A 21,963-nucleotide genomic window follows, 5' to 3' on the forward strand; every position below is an offset into this window, starting at 1 on the left:
TCAGCCGGCGCGAGCCCAAACGTAGCGCGCATCGGGCTCCTTCTCCTCATTCCGCGCTCCGTCGGTCTGCTCGGCCAACGTGAACCCGCGCGCCTCGTAGAAGCGGCGCGCTGGCGCGTTGCGCTGGAAGGTCCAGAGCTCGAGCCGCTCGTTGGCGCCTTTGGCGACGTTGAGGAGCTCGGTGCCGATGCCGCGGCCATGCTGATCCGGACGGACGTAGAGCTGCTCGATCCAGCCGTCACGGAAGGCGATGATCCCACCGAGCTCAACGCCGTCGAAATGCCCCCAGACGTGACAGGTTGGAAAGACGCGCTCGCGGTAGAACCAGCGATCCTGGTCCGGCGTGTGCAGCCCGACCAGCCACGGCATCGCTTGGTCGAATGCGAGGCGATGAACTTCCGCCGCTGCGCCCATATCGGGGAGCGCGAGGGGCCTCAGCATCAGTACTCGATCCCGAGAGCGTTATAGATCCGCCGGTGCACGGCCGGCAGCGTCTCGGTGAGATCCTCCGCGATCAGCCCCGGCCCAGCTTCGCTCGCGGCCTCGCCGTGCATCCAGACGCCAATGCTGGCAGCTTCGAATGCCGGAACACCCTGCGCCAAGAGCCCGGCGATGATCCCGGCAAGCACATCGCCGGCGCCAGCGGTCGCAAGCCAGGGCGGCGCATTGGCGGCGATGCTGGCACGGCCGTCAGGAGCAGCAATTGTGGTGTCCGGCCCCTTCAGCAGCACGACGGCGCCGGAGCGTTCGGCGGCCGCGCGCACGCGCTCCAGCTTCGAGCGGCCTGGCGTTTTGTTGCTGAGGTCGGAGAACAGGCGCGGAAATTCGCCTTCGTGCGGCGTCAGCACCACGGCATTATCCCGCGAGGACTTGATCGATTCAAACAGCCGCTCCGGCTTGGCGGCAAAGCTCGTCAGCGCATCGGCATCCAGCACCAGATGCCTCTGCGCAGTGAGCGCGGTGTGGACCATGTCGCAGGTGCGCTCGCCGACGCCGGCCCCCGGGCCGATCATGCAGGTGTTGTACCTGATGTCGCCAAGCAGTTCGCCGAACTCGACCGCGGTGTCCACGGGGCGAACCATCACCGCCGTCAGCGCGGCCGCGTTGATCGCGAGCGCATCGCGCGGGGTTGCGAGTGTCACGAGGCCCGCACCGGCGCGCAAGCTCCCGCGGGCGGCGAGCCGCGCCGCGCCGGTCGCAGCGGCGTCGCCCGATACCGCCAGCACATGGCCTCGTGCATATTTGTGTCCGTCGATACGCGGCACAGGAAAGGCCGCGCCCCAGCAATCCGGATCGTTCTCGAAGGTCTGCGGCGCGATCTCCTCGAGCACCTGCGCATCGATGCCGATGTCGGCGACGCGCACGCGACCGCAATGCATTCGCCCGGGCAGCAGCAAATGCGCGGGCTTCTTGCGGAAGAAGGTGACGGTCTCCTCGGCATTGACCGCCACCCCCATGACGGCCGCGCTGGTCCCGTTGATGCCGCTCGGCAAATCGACGGCCAGCACCGGGGCACCGTTGGCATTGATCGCCTCGATCATCGCGCGCGCCTCGCCGTCGACGCTGCGGCTAAGGCCCGCGCCGAACAGCGCATCGATGATCAGCGCGGGTCTTCCGATCGCCTGCGGATTGAACGGCAGCACAGGATGCTTCCAGCCGCGCGCGGCCGACGCCGCATCGCCCTGCAGCTGATCGCGCTCGCACATCAGGATCACCGAGACCTCGCGCCCTTGCGCGGCAAGCTCGGCGGCTGCGACAAAACCGTCACCGCCGTTATTGCCGGGGCCGGCGACGATCAGGATCGGCCCCTCCTCCACCAGCGCGCTGGCGGCTTCCGCGACCGCTTGGCCGGCACTCAGCATCAGCTTGAAGCCGGGCGTGCCGGCCGTGATGCTGAGTTGATCAGCCCGCTGCATCTCGGCGGTGGTTAGAACTTCCATGCCACTTCCCTGGTCCAAACGCCTTTTCAACAGGCACATTCCGTGCCGATCCGGCTTCCGGAACATCTGATTGCACAGATATTGAACCGTTTGCCTATTTCGTAGTCTGCGGTATTTTGAGCCGACCGGTTCAACCTATCAGAGATGCTCGTTAAAAGGCTGATAACGCTCCAATAATCAGGGCATTTGCAACTTGGCATAGACCCTGCTTTCGAGGAAGCCGCTTCGGTTTGTCGTGCTCACTGGCATGTCTGGGTATGGCCGGCCGTTGTTGCCGGGCGGGTCAGGTCCCGGCATAGCGAAGACAAGATCGTGCGTTAAGAAAAGCGCATCCTGACGAAGACGTTGCTATTTGATCGAAAGGCCGGGAGGCGCGCAGTGAAGAAAATCGAAGCCATCATCAAGCCGTTCAAGCTCGACGAGGTGAAGGAAGCGCTTCAGGAAGTCGGCCTTCAGGGCATCACCGTCACCGAGGCCAAGGGGTTTGGTCGGCAGAAGGGTCATGCCGAACTTTACCGCGGCGCAGAATACATCGTCGACTTCCTGCCGAAGGTGAAGATCGAGATCGTCATCGGCGACGACCTGGTGGAGCGCGCGATCGATGCGATCCGCCGTGCCGCGCAAACCGGACGCATTGGCGACGGCAAGATTTTCGTCTCCAACATCGAAGAGGCGATCCGCATCCGAACCGGCGAATCCGGGCTGGACGCTATCTGAGCCGGGTGCTATCCCGCATTTTGCGACACTCTGAAAGAAAAAAGGCTGCTTCGGCGGCCTGATTTCGTTTGTGCGGTTGCGCCAACTCGCCGAAAGCGAGAACGAATCTGCTCATCTGGAAACCGACCCGCAGAGCCAAAAGGGGTATGCATGAAGACCGCCAAAGACGTCCTGAAATCAATCAAGGACAACGACGTCAAATACGTCGACCTGCGCTTCACCGATCCGCGCGGCAAGTGGCAGCACGTGACGTTCGACGTCAGCATGATCGATGAGGACATTTTCGCCGAAGGAACGATGTTCGACGGCTCCTCGATCGCCGGCTGGAAGGCGATCAACGAGTCCGACATGTGCCTGATGCCCGATCCGGTGACCGCGACGATCGATCCGTTCTTCGCCGAGACCACCATGGTCATCACCTGCGACGTGCTCGAGCCGACCACCGGCGAGCCCTACAACCGCGACCCCCGCGGCATCGCCAAGAAGGCCGAGGCCATGGTGAAGTCGATGGGCGTCGGTGACAGCGTGTTCGTCGGCCCCGAAGCCGAGTTCTTCGTGTTCGACGACGTGCGTTATTCGTCCGATCCCTACAGGACCGGTTTCCGCCTCGACTCCTCGGAGCTGCCGATCAACTCCGACACCGAATATGAAGGCGGCAATCTCGGCCACCGCATCCGCACCAAGGGCGGCTATTTCCCCGTTCCCCCGCAGGACTCCGTGCAGGACATGCGCTCGGAGATGCTCGGCGCCATGGCCAAGATGGGCGTCAAGGTCGAGAAGCATCACCATGAGGTCGCTTCCGCCCAGCACGAGCTCGGCATGAAGTTCGACACACTGACGCTGATGGCCGACCACATGCAGATCTACAAGTACTGCATCCACCAGGTCGCGCATATCTACGGCAAGACGGCCACCTTCATGCCGAAGCCGGTTTATGGCGACAACGGCTCGGGCATGCACGTGCACCAGTCGATCTGGAAGGACGGCAAGCCGGTGTTCGCGGGCAACAAGTACGCAGACCTGTCGGAGACCTGCCTCCATTACATCGGCGGCATCATCAAGCACGCCAAGGCGATCAACGCCTTCACCAACCCGTCGACCAACTCCTACAAGCGTCTGGTCCCCGGCTATGAGGCCCCCGTGCTGCTCGCCTACTCCGCGCGCAACCGTTCGGCTTCCTGCCGCATCCCCTACACCGCTTCGCCGAAGGCCAAGCGTGTCGAGGTGCGCTTCCCCGATCCGATGGCCAATCCCTATCTCGGCTTTGCCGCGATGCTGATGGCCGGCCTTGACGGCATCAAGAACAAGATCGATCCGGGTCCGGCGATGGACAAGGATCTCTACGACCTGCCGAAGGAAGAGCTGAAGCAGATCCCGACCGTCTGCGGTTCGCTTCGCGAGGCGCTGGAGAACCTCGACAAGGACCGCGGCTTCCTCAAGGCCGGCGGCGTGTTCGACGACGACTTCATCGACGCTTACATCGAGCTGAAGATGACCGAAGTCGCCCGCTTCGAGATGACCCCGCACCCGGTCGAGTTCGAGATGTACTATTCGGGCTAAGTGGCTCGAACGACCATGACACGCGAAGGGCGCCCCTTGGGGCGTCCTTTTGTTTTTGCGACGATCGCGGGATGAGAGGAGCTGCGACAGCCCATCACTTTCGTTCTGCATCTGACTCCACTTCGTTCTCAAAGAACGAATCGGAATCGAGAAAATCGGAGCGCAGCAATTCCTACCGATTGGTTTATGCCGCGAGCACAGTTCGTCGATTACTTACTTGCCGGGAAAATTCACCCCGATCTCCACTACTACTGGAGCCCATTTCGTCAGCGTGGCGTTGTCGGAAGCGACCTTCACGCCATCGCCCAGCAGCGACTTCGGCGCGCCGGACTTCCTGTCGAAGCGGATCGTCACGGTGCAGCCCCCTTGCATCGGGCGACCGAGCGCGCCGCCCTTCCAGTCCGTGACGAAGCCGCCATAGTCCCATTCGAAGCCAGCCACCATGAACGGTTTGCCGTTGGCCTTCTGCACGTCGGCGAGGCTCGATCCGATGGTGATCCCGCTGACCTTCCAGCGGCTGGCCCTGGCGGTGTCCCGCAAGGTCAAGCCGGAAGCGCGCTTGGCGTTGTCCTCGGAGAAGGAGATCTCGATGCGGCGGTCCATCGCTTTCGGAAACAGCACGAGTCCCTTGTAGGTCTCACCCTCCGCGCCCGAGAGGTCCTGCATCTCGGCATCGTTGCCGTAGCGCTGCTTCAGGCTCCGTTCCGTATCATCTGAAGACACCGGCGAAGCGCAGGTGATCGCGCCTTCCTGCGGCGGCGAGGTCTGGGCGAGTGCGGGAGACGCGAGCAGGACAAGAGCCGTGAGGGCGGCGCTGCGTGACATCGAATTGATTCCAATCAGACGATTCAGTCTGGAGCCTAACGCGCGACGTCCGCTCGGCACAATTCTCCGACGATGAGGTCAGAACGACGAGGCTTGGCCTACGCCGCCGCCCTCTGTTTCGCCACCATCGCCTCGCCAAAAGCCTCGAACAGCTTTCGATTGATCGGATTGCGCTGCGGGTCGTATTCGGCATGCCATTGCACGCCAAGCGCGAAGGTCGGGGCCTCCGCGATACGGATCGCCTCGATAGTGCCGTCCTCGGCGACGCCTTCGATCAGCACGCGCTTGCCGGGATCGAGGATGCCCTGCCCGTGCAGCGAATTCACCCGGATCTTCTCGCAGCCGAGTAGCTTGGCGAATGCGCCGCCCGGCGTCAGGTCGACGTCATGACGGTCGGCGAACACGACGGTCGGATCGGGATGGATCTCGCCATTCTCGAGCCGGGGCATGCGGTGGTTCATGCGGCCGGGAATTTCGCGGATCTCGGGGTGCAGCGAGCCGCCGAAGGCGACGTTCATCTCCTGCAGCCCCCGGCAGATGCCGAACAGCGGAATGCCGCGGGACACGCAGGCGACTGAAAGCGCCAGCGCGACCTCGTCGCGATGGATGTCGTAGGGCTCGTGCTTCTCGCAGGGATCGACGTTGAAGCGGGTCGGATGCACGTTGGCGCGGGCCCCGGTGAGCACGATGCCGTCGACCGTATCGAGCAGCGCGGCGATGTCGGTGATGTCAGGGGAGCCCGCGAACATCAGCGGCAGGCCGCCGGAGACCTCAGCCACGGCGCGCAAATTGCGCTCGCCGACCATCTGGACCTGAAATCGATTTTCGACGCGATGGGCGTTCCCGATCACGCCGACGACCGGCTTTCTCATCCCGTTCCGACCTCCAGCAAGAAGATTCTCCGAAGATGCCCCTCGAATGGAACAAATTCAACAGAGGGGATCGCGGGACGGCAATGCTATTTTTGCGCAAATCGGCTTCCAAGGCCCCGCACGCCGGCAGCCTTGACCTCAGACGACCTTAGCGCCTCAATCCGGCGCACGGCCCCGGCTTGATCCCCGCTCAGATTTCACGAAAGAGTGCGTCCGACCCGAAAAGGACAAGATGTGACCGCCTCCAGAGATGAACAGCCCCAGACCCGCTCAGATCCGGCCCGGGACGCCGCTCGAGATGTGCCTCGAGACCTGGCTTGGGCCATTGCCGTCGGCGGCATCGCTGTCGTGCTCTTCACCGGGGCCCTGGTCTTCACCTGGTACTTTGCCGCCACCCTGCTCCTGATATTCGCGGGGATGCTGCTCGGCCTCGGGCTCAACGCGCTGACGGGCGCGCTGGGTCGCCACGTCCGGCTGCCACATGCCGTGCGGCTCGCAATCGTCTGCGCCGCGCTTGCCGCCCTGCTGGCGGGGGCAGCTTATCTCGGCGGCGCAACCATCGCCGAGCAGGCCTCGCTGCTCAGCAACACCATCAAGTCGCAGATCGGCAATGTAAAGTCCTTCCTGGATAACCACGGGATCGACACAAGCTTCTTCGATTTTGGCAATGGTGCATCTGACGCTGCAGCCAATCCATCATCGGCCCCGACGCCTTCGCCGGCGACGCCCCCGCGCGGTCCCTTGCCCGGTGCTGACGCGCTGGCCTCCAGCGGAGGAGCGATCGTGAGCCAGACCTTCAAGCTGCTGCTTGGCACCATCCACGGCGTGGGAAACATCTTCATCGTTCTGTTTCTGGGCCTGTCCTTTGCCGCTCAGCCCAGCATCTATCACGATGGCCTGTTGTTCCTCGCGCCAGCGAAGCATCGCCTCCGTGCGACCCTGATCATCGACCGTATCGGCGAGACGCTGGAACGCTGGTTGATCGCGCAGATCATCGTCATGCTCGCGGTCGGCGTGGTGACCTGGATCGGGCTTGCCATCATCGGAATCCCCGGCCCGTTCATTCTGGGGATCCAGGCCGGCCTGCTCGCCTTCATCCCGACCGTCGGCGCCATCATCGCCGGCGTCGTCGTGGTGCTGGCGAGCCTTGCCTCCGGCTGGATCCCGGCACTATCGGCGTTGATCCTGTTCCTCGGCGTGCACGCGATGGAGAGCTATGTGCTGACGCCGCTGCTCCAGCGTCAAGCGCTGGACATCCCGCCGGCCACGCTGTTCGCGTTCCAGATCCTGCTCGGCGTCGTTTTCGGCATCTGGGGCCTGGCGCTGGCGCTGCCACTCGTCGCCATCGCCAAGGTGATGATCGATCATTTCAAGACGTATGAGGTGCCTCTCGACAAGGCGGCCTGATCGCGATCAGGTCGTCAGCACGGTCTCCGTGTGCTCGACCTCCGGGGGCGCGGCAAAATACTGGCCGACAAGGCCGCGCCATTCGGTGAAATTCTCGGAGCCGCGGAAATCGACCGTGTGGTTCTCCAGCGTCGCCCATTTCACCATCAGCCGGTAGCGCTGCGGCTTCTCGATCGACTTGTGCAGTTCGAAACCGTGAAAGCCCTTGGAGCGGCCGAAGGCCGCCTTGGCCTTGGCGACGGCTGCCTCAAAGTCCTTCTCGCTGCCCGGCTTGACGTCGATTTGCGCGATCTCGGTGATCATCGGTTTCCGCCCTTTGTTTGATGGCCACATCTAGCGCAGCCGGAAGCAAAGAAAAAGGCGTCGAAACGGCGCCCTGCCCGACCGAAAATGCGGCGCTCTCAGGCAAACAGCAGCACGGTGCCCGCGATGACGAGTGCACAACCGACAAACAATACGACCGGCCAGTAGCTGCGCCTTTGCGCGTAGCGCCCCTGGGCGCGGCGCTCGGCAATGAGAGCCGTCTCGTACTCGTCCGCGGTCGAGAACAGGCAGGCGAAGCCACCGCGCGCCGAAGCGGCGTGGGCTTCGAGCGACATCAGGGCAGCTTGCGGGTTCTGTCGACGGATCGATTCCATGACCGCAATGGTAGGAACCGAATGGTAAACAGAAGATTACCGCGAAGACCGCTCGCTTCAGGCCGTGGCCGGCTGCGTCTTCGGTACACCGATCCGCGCAGCGCTCTGACGGCGCCAGTTCTCCAGCGACAACGGCAGCTCTTCCGCCGCCTCGACACGGTTACGGCCGCCGCGCTTGGCCTGGTACAGCGCGGTGTCGGCCGAGGCGAGCAGCACCTCGAGCTCGGTACCGGCCGGACCGCCGGCCACGCCGATGCTGACGGTGGTGTCGACCGGGCCTTCGTCGACCACGACGCCTGACATCTCGAATGCCTCGCGCACGCGCTCAGCGACCAGCACGCCCTCTTCGAGCGCACACGGCAGCAGCGCGGCGAACTCCTCGCCGCCGATGCGGCCCGACAAGTCCGAGATGCGCAAATTGTTGACGACGACGGTCGAGAACAGCTTCAGCATCTCGTCGCCGGCGGGATGACCGAAGCGGTCGTTGATCGACTTGAAATGGTCGATGTCGAAGATCATCACGGTGACGGGTCGGCCGCCCTTGGCCTCGCGATCGATCATTCGCGCGCAGGCTTCCGAGAAGCCGCGGCGGTTGAGCATGCCCGTGAGCGGATCGGTTGACGCCGCGGTGCGGTGCGCGGTGACAGTGCGCTCGGACACCAGCATGAAGATCACGAAGACGGTGCCGACGGCATAGAGCACGAGCTCGACCGCGAAAACGGTGACCCAGACGCTGGTGGCGAAGCCGGCGTCGTTCGGGCGCAGAAAGCTGCCGAGCAGGATCGGCAGCATCAACGCGCAGCCGTGCATGACGGGCACGACAAAGGCCGGCCAGCGACGTTGCAGGCTCTTGCGCCGTTCGACCCAGAGCTCGCCTGCGGTCAGGGCCGCATAGATGGAAACGATGCCGGCGCCGATGATCATGCGCAGCATTGACGCCGTGGGATCGAGCAGCATCACCGTCGCGACCCACGCGATCGCCCCCAGCACCAGACCGGGCCAGTTCGGCTTGCGACCATGGAAGACGCGCGCCGCATTCCACACCATGCCGCAAGCGACGAAGCCAACCGCATTCAAGCCAAGTGAGAGGTAGGGGCCGAGCTTGTCGCCCGTCGCGGTCCACAACGCGACGGAGGCGGCGCCGAGCAGATAGGCCGTACCCCACCATTTCAGCGCGGGGCTGTTCTCCTGCTTGCCGAAAAACACCATCATGGCGCCGAGCAATGCGGCGACCATGGTGGCGACCAAATAGAGCGTGATGCTATCGAGCGACATCATGTCGGCCCCCTCTTGAACATAGCAGTTACGCGATCGGCCCAGCCGATTTGCGCGCCCTTCCAGCTGCGACGCTATGTCCGCCGAGTTCCATTCAGGTTTTCACGCGAGCCCAAGTTTTCGGGAAACACGCGCGCAATTTGCATACAAACGAACAACAAAAAAGGCGCTGAAATCAGCGCCTTTTTGCATCTCATTGAGGCCGCTTTCGCGGCGAATGTGACCGAAGCGATTAACGCTTCGAGAACTGGAAGGACCGGCGGGCCTTGGCCTTGCCGTACTTCTTACGTTCGACCACGCGGGAGTCGCGCGTGAGGAAGCCGCCCTTCTTGAGCACGCTGCGCAGCTCCGGCTCGAAATAGGTCAGAGCCTTGGAGATGCCGTGACGCACAGCGCCAGCCTGACCGGAGAGGCCGCCGCCGGCGACGGTGCAGATCACGTCGTACTGGCCCGAACGCTGGGCAACGGAGAACGGCTGCTCGATCATCATGCGCAGCACCGGACGGGCGAAATAGACCTCGACCTCGCGCGCATTGACGGTGACCTTGCCGGCGCCCGGCTTGATCCAGACGCGGGCGACCGCGTCCTTGCGCTTGCCGGTGGCGTAGGCGCGGTTGAACTTGTCGACCTTCTTCTCGTGCTTGGGCGCATCGGGTGTCGCGGCAGCGGTCTTGAGCTGCGAGAGCTGGTCGAGCGACTGGATGGATTCGGCCATGATTATGCGGCCCTCGTGTTCTTGCGGTTCAACTTGGCGATGTCGAGCTTCTCGGGCGTCTGGGCTTCGTGCGGGTGATCGGCACCGCCGTAAACGCGGAGGTTGCCCATCTGCACGCGGCCGAGCGGACCACGCGGGATCATGCGCTCGACGGCCTTCTCGAGCACGCGCTCGGGATGCTTGCCTTCGAGGATCTGGCGCGCGGTGCGCTCCTTGACGTGACCGACATAGCCGGTGTGCTTGAAATAGGTCTTCTGTTCGCGCTTGCGGCCGGTGAGGACTGCATGCTGGGCGTTGATGATGATGACGTTGTCGCCGCAATCAACGTGCGGGGTGTAGGTCGGGAGGTGCTTGCCGCGCAGGCGCATGGCGACGATGGTGGCGAGACGGCCGACGACCAGACCCTTGGCGTCGATCAGCACCCACTTCTTCGTCACCTCGGCCGGCTTTGCCGAAAAGGTTTTCATGTCAGAATTTCCGTGGACGGGAGATATCGGCGCGAACACCGCACCGGACTGCGCGGGTTTCTAGAGAAGAGACGCGCAACGGTCAATGCCCGGCAGTGGAATTTATTTCAATTAAATCAGTTACTTATAAATAAGGTGCGATATTACCTGCAAAAAGGTCAAATATTTGGAATGGAGTAGGTCGATGTGACATGGGCGATCGGATCGGGCGACGTGCCCGATAACAGGTTCACCTCCCCGACCGCCAGGCGTTTGCCGAGCTTGAGCAGCCGGGCTTCCGCCAGCACGTCTTGCCCGGGCTGGCCCTTGCGCAGGAAGTTGATGTTGAGATTGGTGGTGACTGCAAGCCCGATCGGTCCGATCGCCGACAGCAGCACCACGTACATGGCGAAATCGGCCAAGGCCATCAGGGTCGGGCCGGACACGGTTCCACCCGGCCGCAGCATCCGTTCACTGTAGCGCTGGCGCAGAAGGGAGGTCTGGCCGTCCGCGCTCTCGATCGTGATGTCGTCGCCGCTGAAGGCTTGGGGAAATTCGTCACGGAGAAACTGCTCGAGCTCCGCCACGCTCATTTTCGCTAATGCCATGCTGTTCCCACCCTCGCGTCGCGTCGCCTGCTGCATTAGGTTATCTGCATCATCTCACTGTAATAATCCAATCGGAAACGCTCCAATGTCCGGCCAGGCCGCCCGCGCCCCCTCCCCGTCTCAGCCAATTCTGCTGCGCGAAATGGTCGGCCCAATCGCGGTGTTGACCCTCAACCGGCCGGCCGCGCGGAACAGCCTGTCGACGGCGATGATCGCGAGCCTGCATGCCGCCCTGAACGATATCGGCCGCGACAAGGCGGTCCGCGGCGTCGTGCTCGCGGCCAACGGACCTGCCTTCTCGGCCGGCCACGACATGAAGGAGCTGACCGCGCGCCGCACCGACCCCGATCGCGGCCGTGCCTTCTTCGCCGAGACGATGAATGCCTGCAGCGCGATGATGCAGGCGATCGTGCATCTACCCAAGCCCGTGGTCGCAGCCGTCCAGGGCATCGCGACCGCGGCCGGTTGCCAGCTTGTGGCAAGCTGCGATCTCGCGATCGCGTCGGAAGCCGCACACTTTGCCACGCCCGGCGTTGACATCGGCCTGTTCTGCTCGACGCCGATGGTGGCGCTGTCGCGCAATGTGCCGCGCAAGCAGGCCATGGAAATGCTGCTGACCGGCGAGCCCGTCCCGGCCGCACGCGCGCGCGAGATCGGTCTCGTCAACCGCGTGGTCGCCGCCGGTACCGAGCGCGACGCCGCGATTGCGCTGGCGGAAAAGGTCGCGCTGAAATCCGCCTACACCGTCAAGCTCGGCAAGGAGGCGTTTTATCGCCAGGCCGAGATGAGCCTTGCAGATGCCTATCGCTATGCGGCAGAGGTGATGACCGAGAACATGATGGCGCGGGATGCCGAGGAAGGCATCAACGCCTTCATCGAAAAGCGCACGCCGACCTGGCGGGATGAGTAGTCCCGTCATTGCGAGCGAAGCGAAGCAATCCGGCATCCCTCCACGCGAACACACTGGATTGTTTCGTCGCTTCGCTTCTCGCAATGACAAGGAAGAAGAACGACAAATGAATCACGACGCCTATCCCGACAATTACATCCGCGCCATTCTCAACAGCGTGAAGTCGATCGCGATGGTCGGAGCCTCGCCGGTCAACGTGCGGCCGAGCTATTTTGCCTTCAAATACCTGGCGCAGCGCGGCTACGATATGATTCCAATCAATCCCGGCCATGTCGGCAAGGACCTGCTCGGCGCGCCCTTCGTCGCCTCGTTGCGTGACATCGGCCGTCCCGTCGACATGATCGACATCTTCCGCAACTCCAGTCACATCATGCCCGTGGTCGAGGAGGCTCTCGCGCTCGATCCACTGCCGAAGGTCATCTGGATGCAGCTCGGCGCGCGTGACGATGCGGCGGCGGAAAAGGCCGAGGCCGCCGGCATCAAGGTCGTGATGAACCGCTGCCCCAAGATCGAATATGGCCGTTTGTCGTCCGAAATCTCCTGGATGGGCGTCAACTCGCGGACGCTGAGCTCCAAGCGCGCACCGGCGCCGACGCAGGGCATGCGTCTATCCCTCAATCGGATGAGTGTCGGCGGCGGCGATACCGCAGCCTCGGATCGCGCGGCCAAAAACAAGAGCGAGCAAAGCTGACGCAATTGCGAAGCATTCGTTTCGTGAACGTGTCGATGCGTAGCACGATCGTTCCGAAGTGACGCGGCGCCTTGACGGGGAGCACGGCGCCCATCAGCATGCCGCGCGATTTCAAGCCACAAGAACAGGACGCAATCAATGAGCGATCGCCTTCCGGGATTTTCCACCCTCGCCGTGCATGCCGGTGCACAACCCGACCCGACCACCGGTGCGCGCGCGACGCCGATTTATCAAACGACATCCTTCGTCTTCAACGATGCCGACCATGCCGCCTCGCTGTTCGGCCTGCAGGCGTTCGGCAACATCTATACCCGCATCGGCAACCCGACCAACGCCGCACTGGAAGAGCGCGTCGCCGCGCTCGAAGGGGGCACCGCCGCGCTCGCGGTGGCCTCGGGCCATGCCGCGCAAGTCGTGGTGCTGCAGCAATTGCTGCAGCCCGGCGACGAGTTCATCGCCGCGCGAAAACTCTATGGCGGCTCGATCAACCAGTTCACGCATGCGTTCAAGAGCTTCGGCTGGAACGTGGTGTGGGCCGATCCTGATGACATCGCCAGCTTCGAACGCGCGGTGACGCCGCGCACGAAGGCGATCTTCATCGAATCCATCGCCAATCCCGCCGGCAGCATCACCGACATCGAGTCGATCTCGACGGTGGCGCGCAAGGCTGGCGTGCCCTTGATCGTCGACAACACGCTGGCCTCGCCCTATCTGATCCGCCCGATCGACCACGGCGCCGACATCGTCGTGCACTCGCTGACGAAGTTCTTGGGAGGTCACGGCAACTCGCTCGGCGGCATCATCGTCGATGCCGGTACGTTCGACTGGTCCGCGTCAGGCAAATATCCGATGTTGTCAGAGCCGCGGCCGGAATATCACGGGATCCGGCTGCAGGAAACGTTCGGCAATTTCGCCTTCGCCATCGCTTGCCGGGTGTTGGGTTTGCGCGACCTGGGTCCGGCGCTGTCGCCGTTCAATGCCTTCATGATCCTCACCGGCATCGAGACGCTGCCGCTGCGGATGCAAAAGCACTGCGACAATGCCAAGGCGGTCGCCGAATTCCTTGCGGCCCATCCCGCGGTGTCCTCGGTCAACTATGCCGGTCTCGCCAGCGACAAGTACAACCAGCTCGCGCGCAAATATGCGCCGAAGGGCGCGGGCGCCGTGTTCACCTTCAGCCTCAAGGGCGGCTATGACGCCGGCGTAAAGCTGGTCTCGAAACTGCAGCTATTCTCGCACCTCGCCAATGTCGGCGACACCCGCTCGCTGGTGATCCACCCCGCCTCGACCACGCACAGCCAGCTCGACGACGCGGCCAAGATCAAGTCCGGCGCCGGCCCCGACGTGGTGCGGCTCTCGATCGGCATCGAGGACAAGGAAGACCTGATTGCGGACCTGGAGCAGGCGCTGGCGTAACGAGTTCCACCAGCCTCCATCCACACCAGATCTGGCGCTGGTTTGGAGGCTCCGCGCCAGCGTGGCTGCAGTTAACAGTCGTTAACCACATCTGCCGCATACATCGACTTTGGATCGCCCTTTGATTCGGAGCCGATGATGCTGCGCTGGATGGTGCCTGCCCTGGCGGTGATGCTGACGGTTTCAGCCGCATCTGCGGCCGACTTGGCGGCCCATCCGAAGCGGCGGGCCGCCGCACCGCCGCAGGAAGCTCCAAAGGTCTATGTCGAGACCGATCCGGATGCGCTGATCTCGCCGGCTTATGGCATCGGCAGCTACATCCAGAACCTGCCGGGTACTCCGCTGTTGCCGGGTTCCCATACGCTGCCCGGCTATTACGGTCGCCCTTGGGACTACGACTATCAGGGTTCGTATTACGGCGGGAAGCAGGTCGACTACTTCTGGCGCCTGCCCTACGCGTGCGGCGTCTACGGCTATTGCTGATCAGCCGGGCTGTCCCGCCGGGACCGCGCCCGGCTGCGTCTCAGCGGATTGTCGCGACGCCAGCCGCTCCGCCTGCATCACCGCCAATGTCAGCACGACGATCGCAACCGCCTGGTGCGACAGCGCCAGATCGATCGGCACCTGGTTGAGCAGCGTCAGGATGCCCAACACGGCTTGCAGGCTCACCCCCCCAAGCAGCCAGAGCGCGCCGCTCACTGCTGCGCCTGCGCGCGAGCGCACCGCATCGAAGGCGTGCAGCACCACCAGCACGAACAGCGCATAGGCCGTCATGCGGTGCTCGAACTGCACCGTCAGCACGTTGTCGAACATGTTGCGCCACCACGGCGTCTCGAACCACAGCCGCTCCGCGGACGGAATGAACGCGCCGTCGATTGCGGGCCAGGTGTTGTAGGCGCGCCCGGCGCGCAGGCCCGCCACCAGCGCACCGAAATAGATCTGGATGAAGGTCAGGATCACCAGCACCGCGCTCGTGAACCGCAGCCGCGCCGGGACCGCAAGCTGCGGCCGCTCGGCAAGCCGGCGTACCGTCCAGACGATGCCGGCGAAGATCAGCAGCGCCAGCACCAGATGCGTCGCCAGCCGATATTGCGACACTTCGACGCGCTCGGAGAGGCCCGAAGCCACCATCCACCACCCGACCGCGCCTTGAAGCCCGCCAAGCGCGAACAGCAGCCAGAGCCGCCGCTTCAACTCGCTCGCCAGACCGCCGCGCCACAGGAAGAACAGGAATGGCAGCAGATAGGCGACGCCGATGAACCGGCCGAGCAGGCGATGGCTCCACTCCCACCAGAAGATCTGCTTGAACTCGGACAGGCTCATGCCCGCGTTGAGCTCGCGATATTGCGGAATCTTCTTGTAGGCCTCAAAGGCGTCGGTCCACGCCGCTTCCGAGAGCGGCGGAACACTGCCCGTCACGGGCTTCCACTCTACGATGGAGAGACCGGATTCCGTCAGCCGCGTCGCGCCGCCGACCAGCACCATCAGCGCGATCAGGGCGGCCACGGAGATCAGCCACCAGCGTACGGCGCGATGGGGGTTGGTCGGAGCAAAATTCGTCGTCATTTCAGGGACAAACCAAGCCTTGTGACTAAGAGACTTGAACCGGATTGCGTGCCCCTTATAGTCCCCCGCTTCCGCAGCGCAAGTTACGCGAAAGCTGTAAAGTCCCCGCCATGACGATCCGCACCCGCAAGTTCCTCGGTGCCATCCTGCTGCTGGTGCTTGCCACGGTCTGGGCCCTGCTCGGCATGGCGGCGGCGCAGATGCCGTGGATCGCCGAATCCGGCTGGCGACAGGCGATCTATTATGTGGTGGTCGGCATGGGCTGGGTGCTGCCGGCGATGCCGATCGTGAGCTGGATGCAGCGGCCCGACCGTGCCAAATCCCGTTCTTAGCTGCTAGCTCGTAGCGCTGGTTTCACCGGCGCGAAGGCAACACCTGATACCAGCACCCGCATCATGCGCAGCGAGCGCACCCGTCCGTTCCAGGCAATCCGCGGCAGCGCGTGCAGGTTGGTTCGCCCCTCCGTATCCACGATGCCGGGGATCGTCGACACCGCGCTGACAAAGTCGGCCTGTTCCGCCATCACGACGTGACTCCGCCGAAATGAAGAGCGATCGCCGAACGGAAACGCCAGATGCCTGACTTCGCGGCGAAAGGCGGCTTCCGCCACTGCCTTGCCCATCGTCATCTCGCGCAGCGCGGCCGCATCCTTCATGTTGGCGAGGCCGGGATAGTTCACGGTCGCACTGCCGATCGTGACGAGCGGATCGGCAGCTAACCTCGCCAGATCCTCCCAATCCATCGACGCCTCGCGCGAGAGTGCCGCGAGATCGATCCGGTAGCGCGTGCAGAGATCGGCGATCGCAATTGACAAATCCGCCGGCGGCAGCGAGCGCAGCCACGTCTCGAGGAACGAGAACAGCGCCCGCTTCGCAGCGTTCTCCGTGACGGTGAAGCGCTGCTCCCTGTCGCCCATCATCAGGCTGATGCGGCTCTCGCGCGCGATCACCTGCTCGAGCCCGAGCCACCACGCCTCGCCGACACCGTCGGGAAAGGCCGTGGGAATGTAGAGCGTGAACGGCACGGCATGGCGCGCCAGCACCGGATAGGCAAAGCTGATCAGGTCCTTGCTCGCGCCATCGAAGGTGAGCGCCACGAAGCGCCGCTTCTCGGGCAGCGTCACCGCGCGCCGGCAGACCTCGTCCATACCGAGAAACTCGTAGTTCCAGCGCTTCAGCGCGCGTATGGCACGATCGAGAAAATCCGGCGTGATCTCGTGTTGGCGCAGCGGCTGGAACGAGCCGCTCCGCCGTGGTCGTACGTGCTGAAAGCGTAGGATCGCCCCGGCGCCACGGCTGCGCAGCAGGGGCTGGCCGGTGAACCAGGCCAGTTCGAGCCGCAACCGCTCCAGCCATCCGTCATCGGGTGCCACTATCCCACCTTCGCATTTGCCGGCGGCGGTTCCCCCCGCCATTGTCATTACCTTTTGTTGACATTTGTTTGCAAAGGTCGGCCACAGGCCGAAATACGTATTTTTGCTTTCTCGACAGGTTTCGCGGATGACCATGGCTGCGGCGATGCAAAGCCGGACGGCAGAATCGCCAGCGCGGTCCGAAGCGAGCCGTATCGCCCATGTCGACATCATCGGCGACATCGCCGAGGCCGAGCCGGTGTGGCGCGCCCTCGAAGAGCCCGGACACCTGTTCACGCCCTATCAGCGCTTCGATCTGCTGGGCTCCTGGCAACGATCGGTCGGAGAACGCGAAGGCGCCAGTCCCTTTATTGTGATTGCCCGCGATGCCGAACGCAGGCCGCTCGCCTTGCTGCCGCTCGCACTGCGCCAGGGCCACGGCGTGCGGACGGCCTGCTTCATGGGCGGCAAGCACCCGACCTTCAACATGGGGCTGTGGAGCGCCGAGTTCGCGGCAGAGGCCCTCTCCGCCGATCTCGACATGCTGTTCGCCTCGCTGCGTGATCAGGTCGACGTTCTCTCGCTGACACAGCAACCCAAACGCTGGAACGACCAGCAAAACCCGTTCGCGCTCCTGCCGCAGCAAAGTGCCGTCAATGGCTGCCCACTGCTGCTGATGGAGCCCGGCGGTCCACCCGCATCGCGGATCAGCAACTCCTTGCGCCGCCGGCTCAAGAGCAAGGAGAAGAAGCTCCAGCCGCTCGCCGGCTATCGCTACCACCTCGCGACAACGGACGCGGACATCACGCGCCTGCTCGACTGGTTCTTCCGCGTCAAGCCGGCGCGGATGGCGGAGCAGAAGCTGCCAAACGTCTTTGCCGAGCCGGGGGTCGAGCATTTCATCCGCAGCGCCTGCCTCGCGCCGCGCGGCGAAGGGCGCGTCATCGACATCCATGCGCTCGAATGCGACGAGGAAGTGATCGCAATCTTCGCCGGCGTCGCGGACGGGCAGCGCTTCTCGATGATGTTCAACACCTACACGATGTCGGAGCACGCCCGCTATAGCCCCGGCCTGATTCTGGTGCGCTACATCATCGACCGTTACGCCGAGCGCGGCTACCGGTCACTCGACCTCGGCATCGGCACGGACGAATACAAGCGGATGTTCTGCAAGGACGATGAGGAGATCTTCGACAGCTTCGTCCCGCTGACATCACGTGGCAAATTTGCGGCGATGGCGATGTCTTCGCTCAATCATGGCAAGCGACTGGTGAAGCAGAACCAGATGCTGTTCGACCTGGCCCGCAGACTGCGGCAGGCGTTCGGGTAGCAGGCCCACCCTCTCCCGCAAAGGAGAGAGGAATAACCGACTACGCAGCCACCACGCGCGGGGACGTCTCGGCGGCATCCGACGGCTGCACCGGCTTGCTCAGCATCGTCACCTCGCTGAAGCCGACCGCCTTCAACTGCTCGCACATCAGTGCGCGCGCGTCCGCCTCCATCGACGTGTCGGGCACCACGACGGCGCGGGCATTCGCCGTCAGCAGTTCGGCCGGCAGATCGGAGGCGCTGCCGGCGTCCAGGAGCACATGATCGTAGGCGCGCAGCAAGGCGTCAATCGCCAGCGTCACGCGCGGCGACTGCAGCAGGCTGCGGTCGAAGCCCGGACGGCCGGCCATGACGAGATGAAGCCGCGAGAGCTTGTCGCGCGTGATGACCTGCGCAAACGAGGCCTGCCCCTGCATCAACTCGGCAAGACCGGGGGCCGTCGGATCGACGGATACCGCGGCGATCGTCGGCGAGGACGCCGTTAGATCGACGACGACCACGCGCGCATCGCGCGCGAGATGGCGGGCCAGCGTCAGCGTCGACAGCGTGATGGCATCGCCGGGCGCGGTGCCGAGCACGGTGACCTTCTTCGCGCCCGCCCCCGCCGCAAGCAGGCTTTCCGCCAATTGTCCGATCTCGGCGAATTCGCCGACCTCGATATCCGTCGTCAGCTCTGGCTGGAGCGGCGCCGGTTCGATCTCCACCGCCTCGACGACCGGCTCTCGGCGAACGACCGTCGGCGCGAGGGTGGCAACGGCGCGCGGCGCGGTCTGGCGCAGCAGCTCGCCGGTGACCACGAGACCGGACGACAGCAGCAGTGTCGCCAGCGTCGCGATCAACACGATCGGCAGCTTCTTCGGATAGGCCGGCGTGTTGGAGACGATGCCACGCGAGATGATCCGTCCTTCGGTCGGCGCGGTGTCGATCGTCTCGCGGGTGTTGGCCTCGCGGTATTTGGCCAGATAGGTCTCGAGCAGATCACGCTGCGCCTTGGCCTCGCGCTCGAGCGCACGGAGCTGGACGTCCTGGCCGTTGGTCGAGGTCGCCTGCTTCTTGAGCTGCTCGAGACTCGCGGTCAGGCCGTCGACCCGCCCGCCCGCGATCCGCGCGTCGTTTTCGAGGGAGCGCGAGATCTTGGCTGCCTCGTCGCGGATCTGACCATCGAGGTCGCTGAGCTGGGCCTTCAGCTCCTTGATGCGCGGATGATTGCCGAGCAGCGTGGACGATTGTTCGGCGAGCTGGGCGCGCAGCGTCACCCGCTGCTCCGACAGCCGCCGCATCAGCTCGGAGTTCACGACCTCGGAGGCCTCGATCGGCTTGCCGCTCTGGAGCATCTCGCGGATCAGCCGGGCCTTGGACTCGGCGTCCGCCTTCAGCGCGCGCGCATTGTTGAGCTGGGTGTTGACCTCACCCATCTGCTGGTTCGACAACGTGGTGTTGTTGGTGCCGACGAACAGCGACGATTTGGAACGGAAGTCCTCGACCTTGGCTTCGGCCTCGGAGACCTTCTTGCGCAGATTGTCGATCTCCCCGGCCAGCCACTGGCTGGCGTTGCGCGCCTGGTCCTGACGCGCAGCCTGCTGGAGCACGAGATAGCCGTCGGCGATCGAATTGGCGACGCGCGCGGCGAGCTCGGGGTCCTGCGACTGGAATTCGACCACGATCACGCGCGACTTGTCGACGGCATAGGCCTGAAGCCGATCGTAATAGGCGTCGAGCACGCGCTCTTCCGGGGTCATCGAGAACGGATCCCGACCGATGCCGACCAGCGCCGCGAGCGACTTCAGCGGCGAAACGCCCTGCAACACCGGATCGAATTCGGGGAGTTCCGCAAGCTTGTTCTTCTTGATGATCTCGCGCGCGAGGTCGCGCGACAACACGAGCTGAACCTGGCTGGTGACCGCCTCGGGGTCGAGCGCCTGCCGCTCCTCGGTGCTGCGGTCGCTGCTCGGCCGCAGGAAGACGTTCTCGCGACCGTCGATCAGGATACGCGCCTCGGATTTGTAGCGCGGCGTGATGAGATTGACGACAGCAACGGACGCGACGAGGGCCAGCACCGTCGGCACGATGATCCAGCCGCGCTTGCGTGCGAGGGCGCCGCCGAGCGCGTGCAGATCGATGTCGCCGGATTCGACTGGCGCCGGTTTTGCGGCAAGCGGCGCCGGCTTGGCTTCAATGCGCGGCTTGGACTCAAGCTTGACTTCAGGCTTGACTTCAGACTTGGCCTTCGAAACGGCCCGCTCGATGACGGACTTGTCCTTGCCGGCACGCCAGAACGCTAAACGCATCGAACACTCCCGCAGGGGCAACGCCACTCATGTACCTCAATGCGGCCGATTACACTCCATTAAGGTTGCCGCTGGGTTAATCTTGCCGTCGCACGGGCAGCGCACGCGCGTTCGTCACTCTTTGTTAACCACGAGGGCCCTTAATCCGCATCGATATTCGAGAACATTGTTCGGCACTCCTCGTTGAGCGCTGGTTTTGATCATGCCCCCCTCTCCCGACCAGCCGCTTCGCATTCTTCACGCCGTGCGCGCTCCCGTGGGCGGCATCATCCGCCATATCCTCGACCTCGCCAATGGCCAAGTCGATCGCGGCCATCATGTCGGGATTCTCGCCGACAGCCTCACCGGCGGTGAGCGGGCCGACAAAGCCCTGGCCGAAATTGCGCCACGGCTGAAGCTTGGTGTGCATCGGCTCGCGATCCGCCGCGAACCGTCGCCGGAGGATTTTCTGGTCTGGCTGCGCATGCGCCGCCTCATCGCCACGCTCAAGCCCGACGTCATGCACGGCCACGGCGCCAAGGCTGGCGCCTTCGTTCGCATGCGCCGGCGCACCGACGACGCCATCCGCATCTACACCCCGCATGGTGGCTCGCTGCACTATCCGCTCAACACCCTGAAGGGCGAGTTCTACGCGCGGCTCGAGCGCACGCTGATGGATTCGACCGATCTGTTCCTGTTCGAGAGCGCCTTCGCCCGCGACACCTATCAGCGCATCGTCGGCACTCCCAAGGGCGTCGCGCACTGCGTCTTCAACGGCGTGACGCCCGAGGAGTTCGAGCCGGTCGACATCGCTGATGACGCCACCGACCTCGCCTATGTCGGCGAGTTCAGGCACATCAAGGGCGCCGATCTGCTGGTCGACGCGGTCGCGCGGTTGCATCAGAACGGCAAGAAGATCACGCTGACGCTCGGGGGCGATGGCGAGGAATCGGCGGCGCTGAAGGCGCAGGTCGAAAGGCTCGGCCTGACGGACGCGATCCGCTTCGTCGGCCACGTCAAGGCCCGCTACGGCTTCTCCAAAGGCCGGCTGCTGGTCGTGCCCTCGCGCGGCGATTCCATGCCTTATGTCGTGATCGAGGCCGGGGCGGCCGGGATTCCCATGATTGCGGCACGCGTCGGCGGCATCCCCGAGATCTTCGGCCCCGAGAACCCGGCTTTGTTTGCGCCCAGCGATGCCGAGGCCATGGCCGAGGCGATCGCGACCGCCCTCGCCGATGTGAAGGAGACGGCGCAGCGCGCCTCCGCCCTGCGCCAACGCATCTCGGCGCATTTCTCCCAGCAGGCGATGGTCGAAGGCGTGCTCGCCGGGTACCGCGAAGCATTTGCAAAACATTAACCATCCTTAAGCCGGCTTTAGAGAATCTTCCGATTTGTCCGATAATCGACGTGCCAGGGGATGCATGCCCGGG

At 64.1% G+C, this 21,963-nt stretch carries 23 protein-coding genes; 10 read left to right on the forward strand and 13 right to left on the reverse strand.

Features of this window, described 5'->3' with window-relative positions:
• On the reverse strand, window positions 1–441 hold the full coding sequence (locus X265_RS21170) for a GNAT family N-acetyltransferase (protein WP_128966570.1): 441 nt from the start codon (window positions 439–441) through the stop codon (window positions 1–3).
• Window positions 441–1,940, reverse strand: a complete 1,500-nt coding sequence (locus X265_RS21175) for an NAD(P)H-hydrate dehydratase (RefSeq protein ID WP_128966571.1) — start codon at window positions 1,938–1,940, stop codon at window positions 441–443. Before X265_RS21175 ends, X265_RS21170 begins: the two co-directional genes overlap by 1 nt.
• A 378-nt stretch (window positions 1,941–2,318) precedes the next feature.
• On the opposite strand from X265_RS21175, the gene X265_RS21180 reads away from it, so the two are divergent.
• Together X265_RS21180 and glnA are read left to right on the forward strand one after the other, a co-directional pair.
• Window positions 2,319–2,657, forward strand: coding sequence for a P-II family nitrogen regulator (locus tag X265_RS21180; RefSeq protein WP_007603495.1), 339 nt, complete (start codon window positions 2,319–2,321; stop codon window positions 2,655–2,657).
• A gap of 150 nt (window positions 2,658–2,807) precedes the next feature.
• Complete coding sequence (gene glnA, locus X265_RS21185) at window positions 2,808–4,217, forward strand: type I glutamate--ammonia ligase (protein ID WP_128966572.1); 1,410 nt, start codon at window positions 2,808–2,810, stop codon at window positions 4,215–4,217.
• A 213-nt stretch (window positions 4,218–4,430) separates the two neighbouring features.
• Here the strand turns inward: glnA and X265_RS21190 are convergent, their stop codons facing one another.
• Together X265_RS21190 and X265_RS21195 are read right to left on the reverse strand one after the other, a co-directional pair.
• Complete coding sequence (locus X265_RS21190; RefSeq protein WP_128966573.1) at window positions 4,431–5,042, reverse strand: hypothetical protein; 612 nt, start codon at window positions 5,040–5,042, stop codon at window positions 4,431–4,433.
• 98 nt (window positions 5,043–5,140) lie between these two features.
• Window positions 5,141–5,914: a gamma-glutamyl-gamma-aminobutyrate hydrolase family protein gene (locus X265_RS21195; protein WP_128966574.1), complete on the reverse strand. Its 774-nt coding sequence runs from the start codon at window positions 5,912–5,914 to the stop codon at window positions 5,141–5,143.
• A 234-nt stretch (window positions 5,915–6,148) separates the two neighbouring features.
• On the opposite strand from X265_RS21195, the gene X265_RS21200 reads away from it, so the two are divergent.
• On the forward strand, window positions 6,149–7,321 hold the full coding sequence (locus X265_RS21200) for an AI-2E family transporter (RefSeq protein ID WP_164938725.1): 1,173 nt from the start codon (window positions 6,149–6,151) through the stop codon (window positions 7,319–7,321).
• 6 nt (window positions 7,322–7,327) lie between these two features.
• On the opposite strand, the gene X265_RS21205 is transcribed toward X265_RS21200, so the two are convergent.
• From X265_RS21205 to X265_RS21230, 6 genes are all read right to left on the reverse strand, one after another.
• Window positions 7,328–7,624: an antibiotic biosynthesis monooxygenase family protein gene (locus X265_RS21205; protein ID WP_025036647.1), complete on the reverse strand. Its 297-nt coding sequence runs from the start codon at window positions 7,622–7,624 to the stop codon at window positions 7,328–7,330.
• Window positions 7,625–7,722: 98 nt separating this feature from the next.
• A complete protein-coding gene (locus X265_RS21210) occupies window positions 7,723–7,959 on the reverse strand; it encodes a hypothetical protein (RefSeq protein ID WP_128966576.1) in 237 nt (78 codons plus the stop codon).
• Window positions 7,960–8,016: 57 nt separating this feature from the next.
• On the reverse strand, window positions 8,017–9,237 hold the full coding sequence (locus X265_RS21215; RefSeq protein ID WP_128966577.1) for a GGDEF domain-containing protein: 1,221 nt from the start codon (window positions 9,235–9,237) through the stop codon (window positions 8,017–8,019).
• Window positions 9,238–9,466: 229 nt separating this feature from the next.
• Window positions 9,467–9,949 carry a 30S ribosomal protein S9 gene (gene rpsI / locus X265_RS21220; RefSeq protein ID WP_128966578.1) on the reverse strand — a complete coding sequence of 161 codons (483 nt, stop codon included), beginning with the start codon at window positions 9,947–9,949 and terminating at the stop codon, window positions 9,467–9,469.
• Window positions 9,950–9,951: 2 nt separating this feature from the next.
• Window positions 9,952–10,416: a 50S ribosomal protein L13 gene (gene rplM / locus X265_RS21225; protein ID WP_128966579.1), complete on the reverse strand. Its 465-nt coding sequence runs from the start codon at window positions 10,414–10,416 to the stop codon at window positions 9,952–9,954.
• A gap of 158 nt (window positions 10,417–10,574) precedes the next feature.
• A complete protein-coding gene (locus X265_RS21230) occupies window positions 10,575–11,003 on the reverse strand; it encodes a PaaI family thioesterase (RefSeq protein ID WP_092291872.1) in 429 nt (142 codons plus the stop codon).
• 85 nt (window positions 11,004–11,088) lie between these two features.
• On the opposite strand from X265_RS21230, the gene X265_RS21235 reads away from it, so the two are divergent.
• From X265_RS21235 to X265_RS21250, 4 genes are all read left to right on the forward strand, one after another.
• Entirely contained in the window at window positions 11,089–11,913 is an 825-nt protein-coding gene (locus tag X265_RS21235; RefSeq protein ID WP_164938726.1) for an enoyl-CoA hydratase, read from the forward strand.
• A 106-nt stretch (window positions 11,914–12,019) separates the two neighbouring features.
• Entirely contained in the window at window positions 12,020–12,604 is a 585-nt protein-coding gene (locus X265_RS21240) for a CoA-binding protein (RefSeq protein WP_128966581.1), read from the forward strand.
• Window positions 12,605–12,742: 138 nt separating this feature from the next.
• On the forward strand, window positions 12,743–14,020 hold the full coding sequence (locus tag X265_RS21245) for an O-acetylhomoserine aminocarboxypropyltransferase (RefSeq protein WP_128966582.1): 1,278 nt from the start codon (window positions 12,743–12,745) through the stop codon (window positions 14,018–14,020).
• Between the two features lie 138 nt (window positions 14,021–14,158).
• The gene (locus X265_RS21250; RefSeq protein ID WP_128969355.1) at window positions 14,159–14,503 is read left to right on the forward strand and encodes a hypothetical protein; all 345 of its coding nucleotides are present in this window, start codon (window positions 14,159–14,161) and stop codon (window positions 14,501–14,503) included.
• On the opposite strand, the gene X265_RS21255 is transcribed toward X265_RS21250, so the two are convergent.
• Window positions 14,504–15,586 carry a COX15/CtaA family protein gene (locus X265_RS21255; RefSeq protein ID WP_128966583.1) on the reverse strand — a complete coding sequence of 361 codons (1,083 nt, stop codon included), beginning with the start codon at window positions 15,584–15,586 and terminating at the stop codon, window positions 14,504–14,506. It abuts the gene before it with no gap.
• A gap of 110 nt (window positions 15,587–15,696) precedes the next feature.
• Between X265_RS21255 and X265_RS21260 the strand changes: the two genes are divergently transcribed.
• Window positions 15,697–15,918, forward strand: coding sequence for a DUF2842 domain-containing protein (locus X265_RS21260; RefSeq protein ID WP_128966584.1), 222 nt, complete (start codon window positions 15,697–15,699; stop codon window positions 15,916–15,918).
• Here X265_RS21260 and X265_RS21265 read toward each other — a convergent pair.
• Entirely contained in the window at window positions 15,915–16,958 is a 1,044-nt protein-coding gene (locus tag X265_RS21265; RefSeq protein WP_128969356.1) for a polysaccharide deacetylase family protein, read from the reverse strand. The two genes, X265_RS21260 and X265_RS21265, sit on opposite strands and share 4 nt — an antisense overlap.
• Before the next feature lie 127 nt (window positions 16,959–17,085).
• Here X265_RS21265 and X265_RS21270 point away from each other — a divergent pair, with 127 nt between their 5' ends.
• Window positions 17,086–18,267, forward strand: coding sequence for a GNAT family N-acetyltransferase (locus X265_RS21270; RefSeq protein ID WP_128966585.1), 1,182 nt, complete (start codon window positions 17,086–17,088; stop codon window positions 18,265–18,267).
• Window positions 18,268–18,307: 40 nt separating this feature from the next.
• On the opposite strand, the gene X265_RS21275 is transcribed toward X265_RS21270, so the two are convergent.
• Entirely contained in the window at window positions 18,308–20,554 is a 2,247-nt protein-coding gene (locus X265_RS21275) for a GumC family protein (RefSeq protein ID WP_128966586.1), read from the reverse strand.
• A 202-nt stretch (window positions 20,555–20,756) separates the two neighbouring features.
• On the opposite strand from X265_RS21275, the gene X265_RS21280 reads away from it, so the two are divergent.
• Window positions 20,757–21,890, forward strand: coding sequence for a glycosyltransferase family 4 protein (locus X265_RS21280; RefSeq protein ID WP_128966587.1), 1,134 nt, complete (start codon window positions 20,757–20,759; stop codon window positions 21,888–21,890).
• Window positions 21,891–21,963: the final 73 nt, after the last annotated feature.

This window comes from Bradyrhizobium guangdongense (assembly GCF_004114975.1).
Taxonomy (GTDB): Bacteria; Pseudomonadota; Alphaproteobacteria; order Rhizobiales; family Xanthobacteraceae; genus Bradyrhizobium; species Bradyrhizobium guangdongense.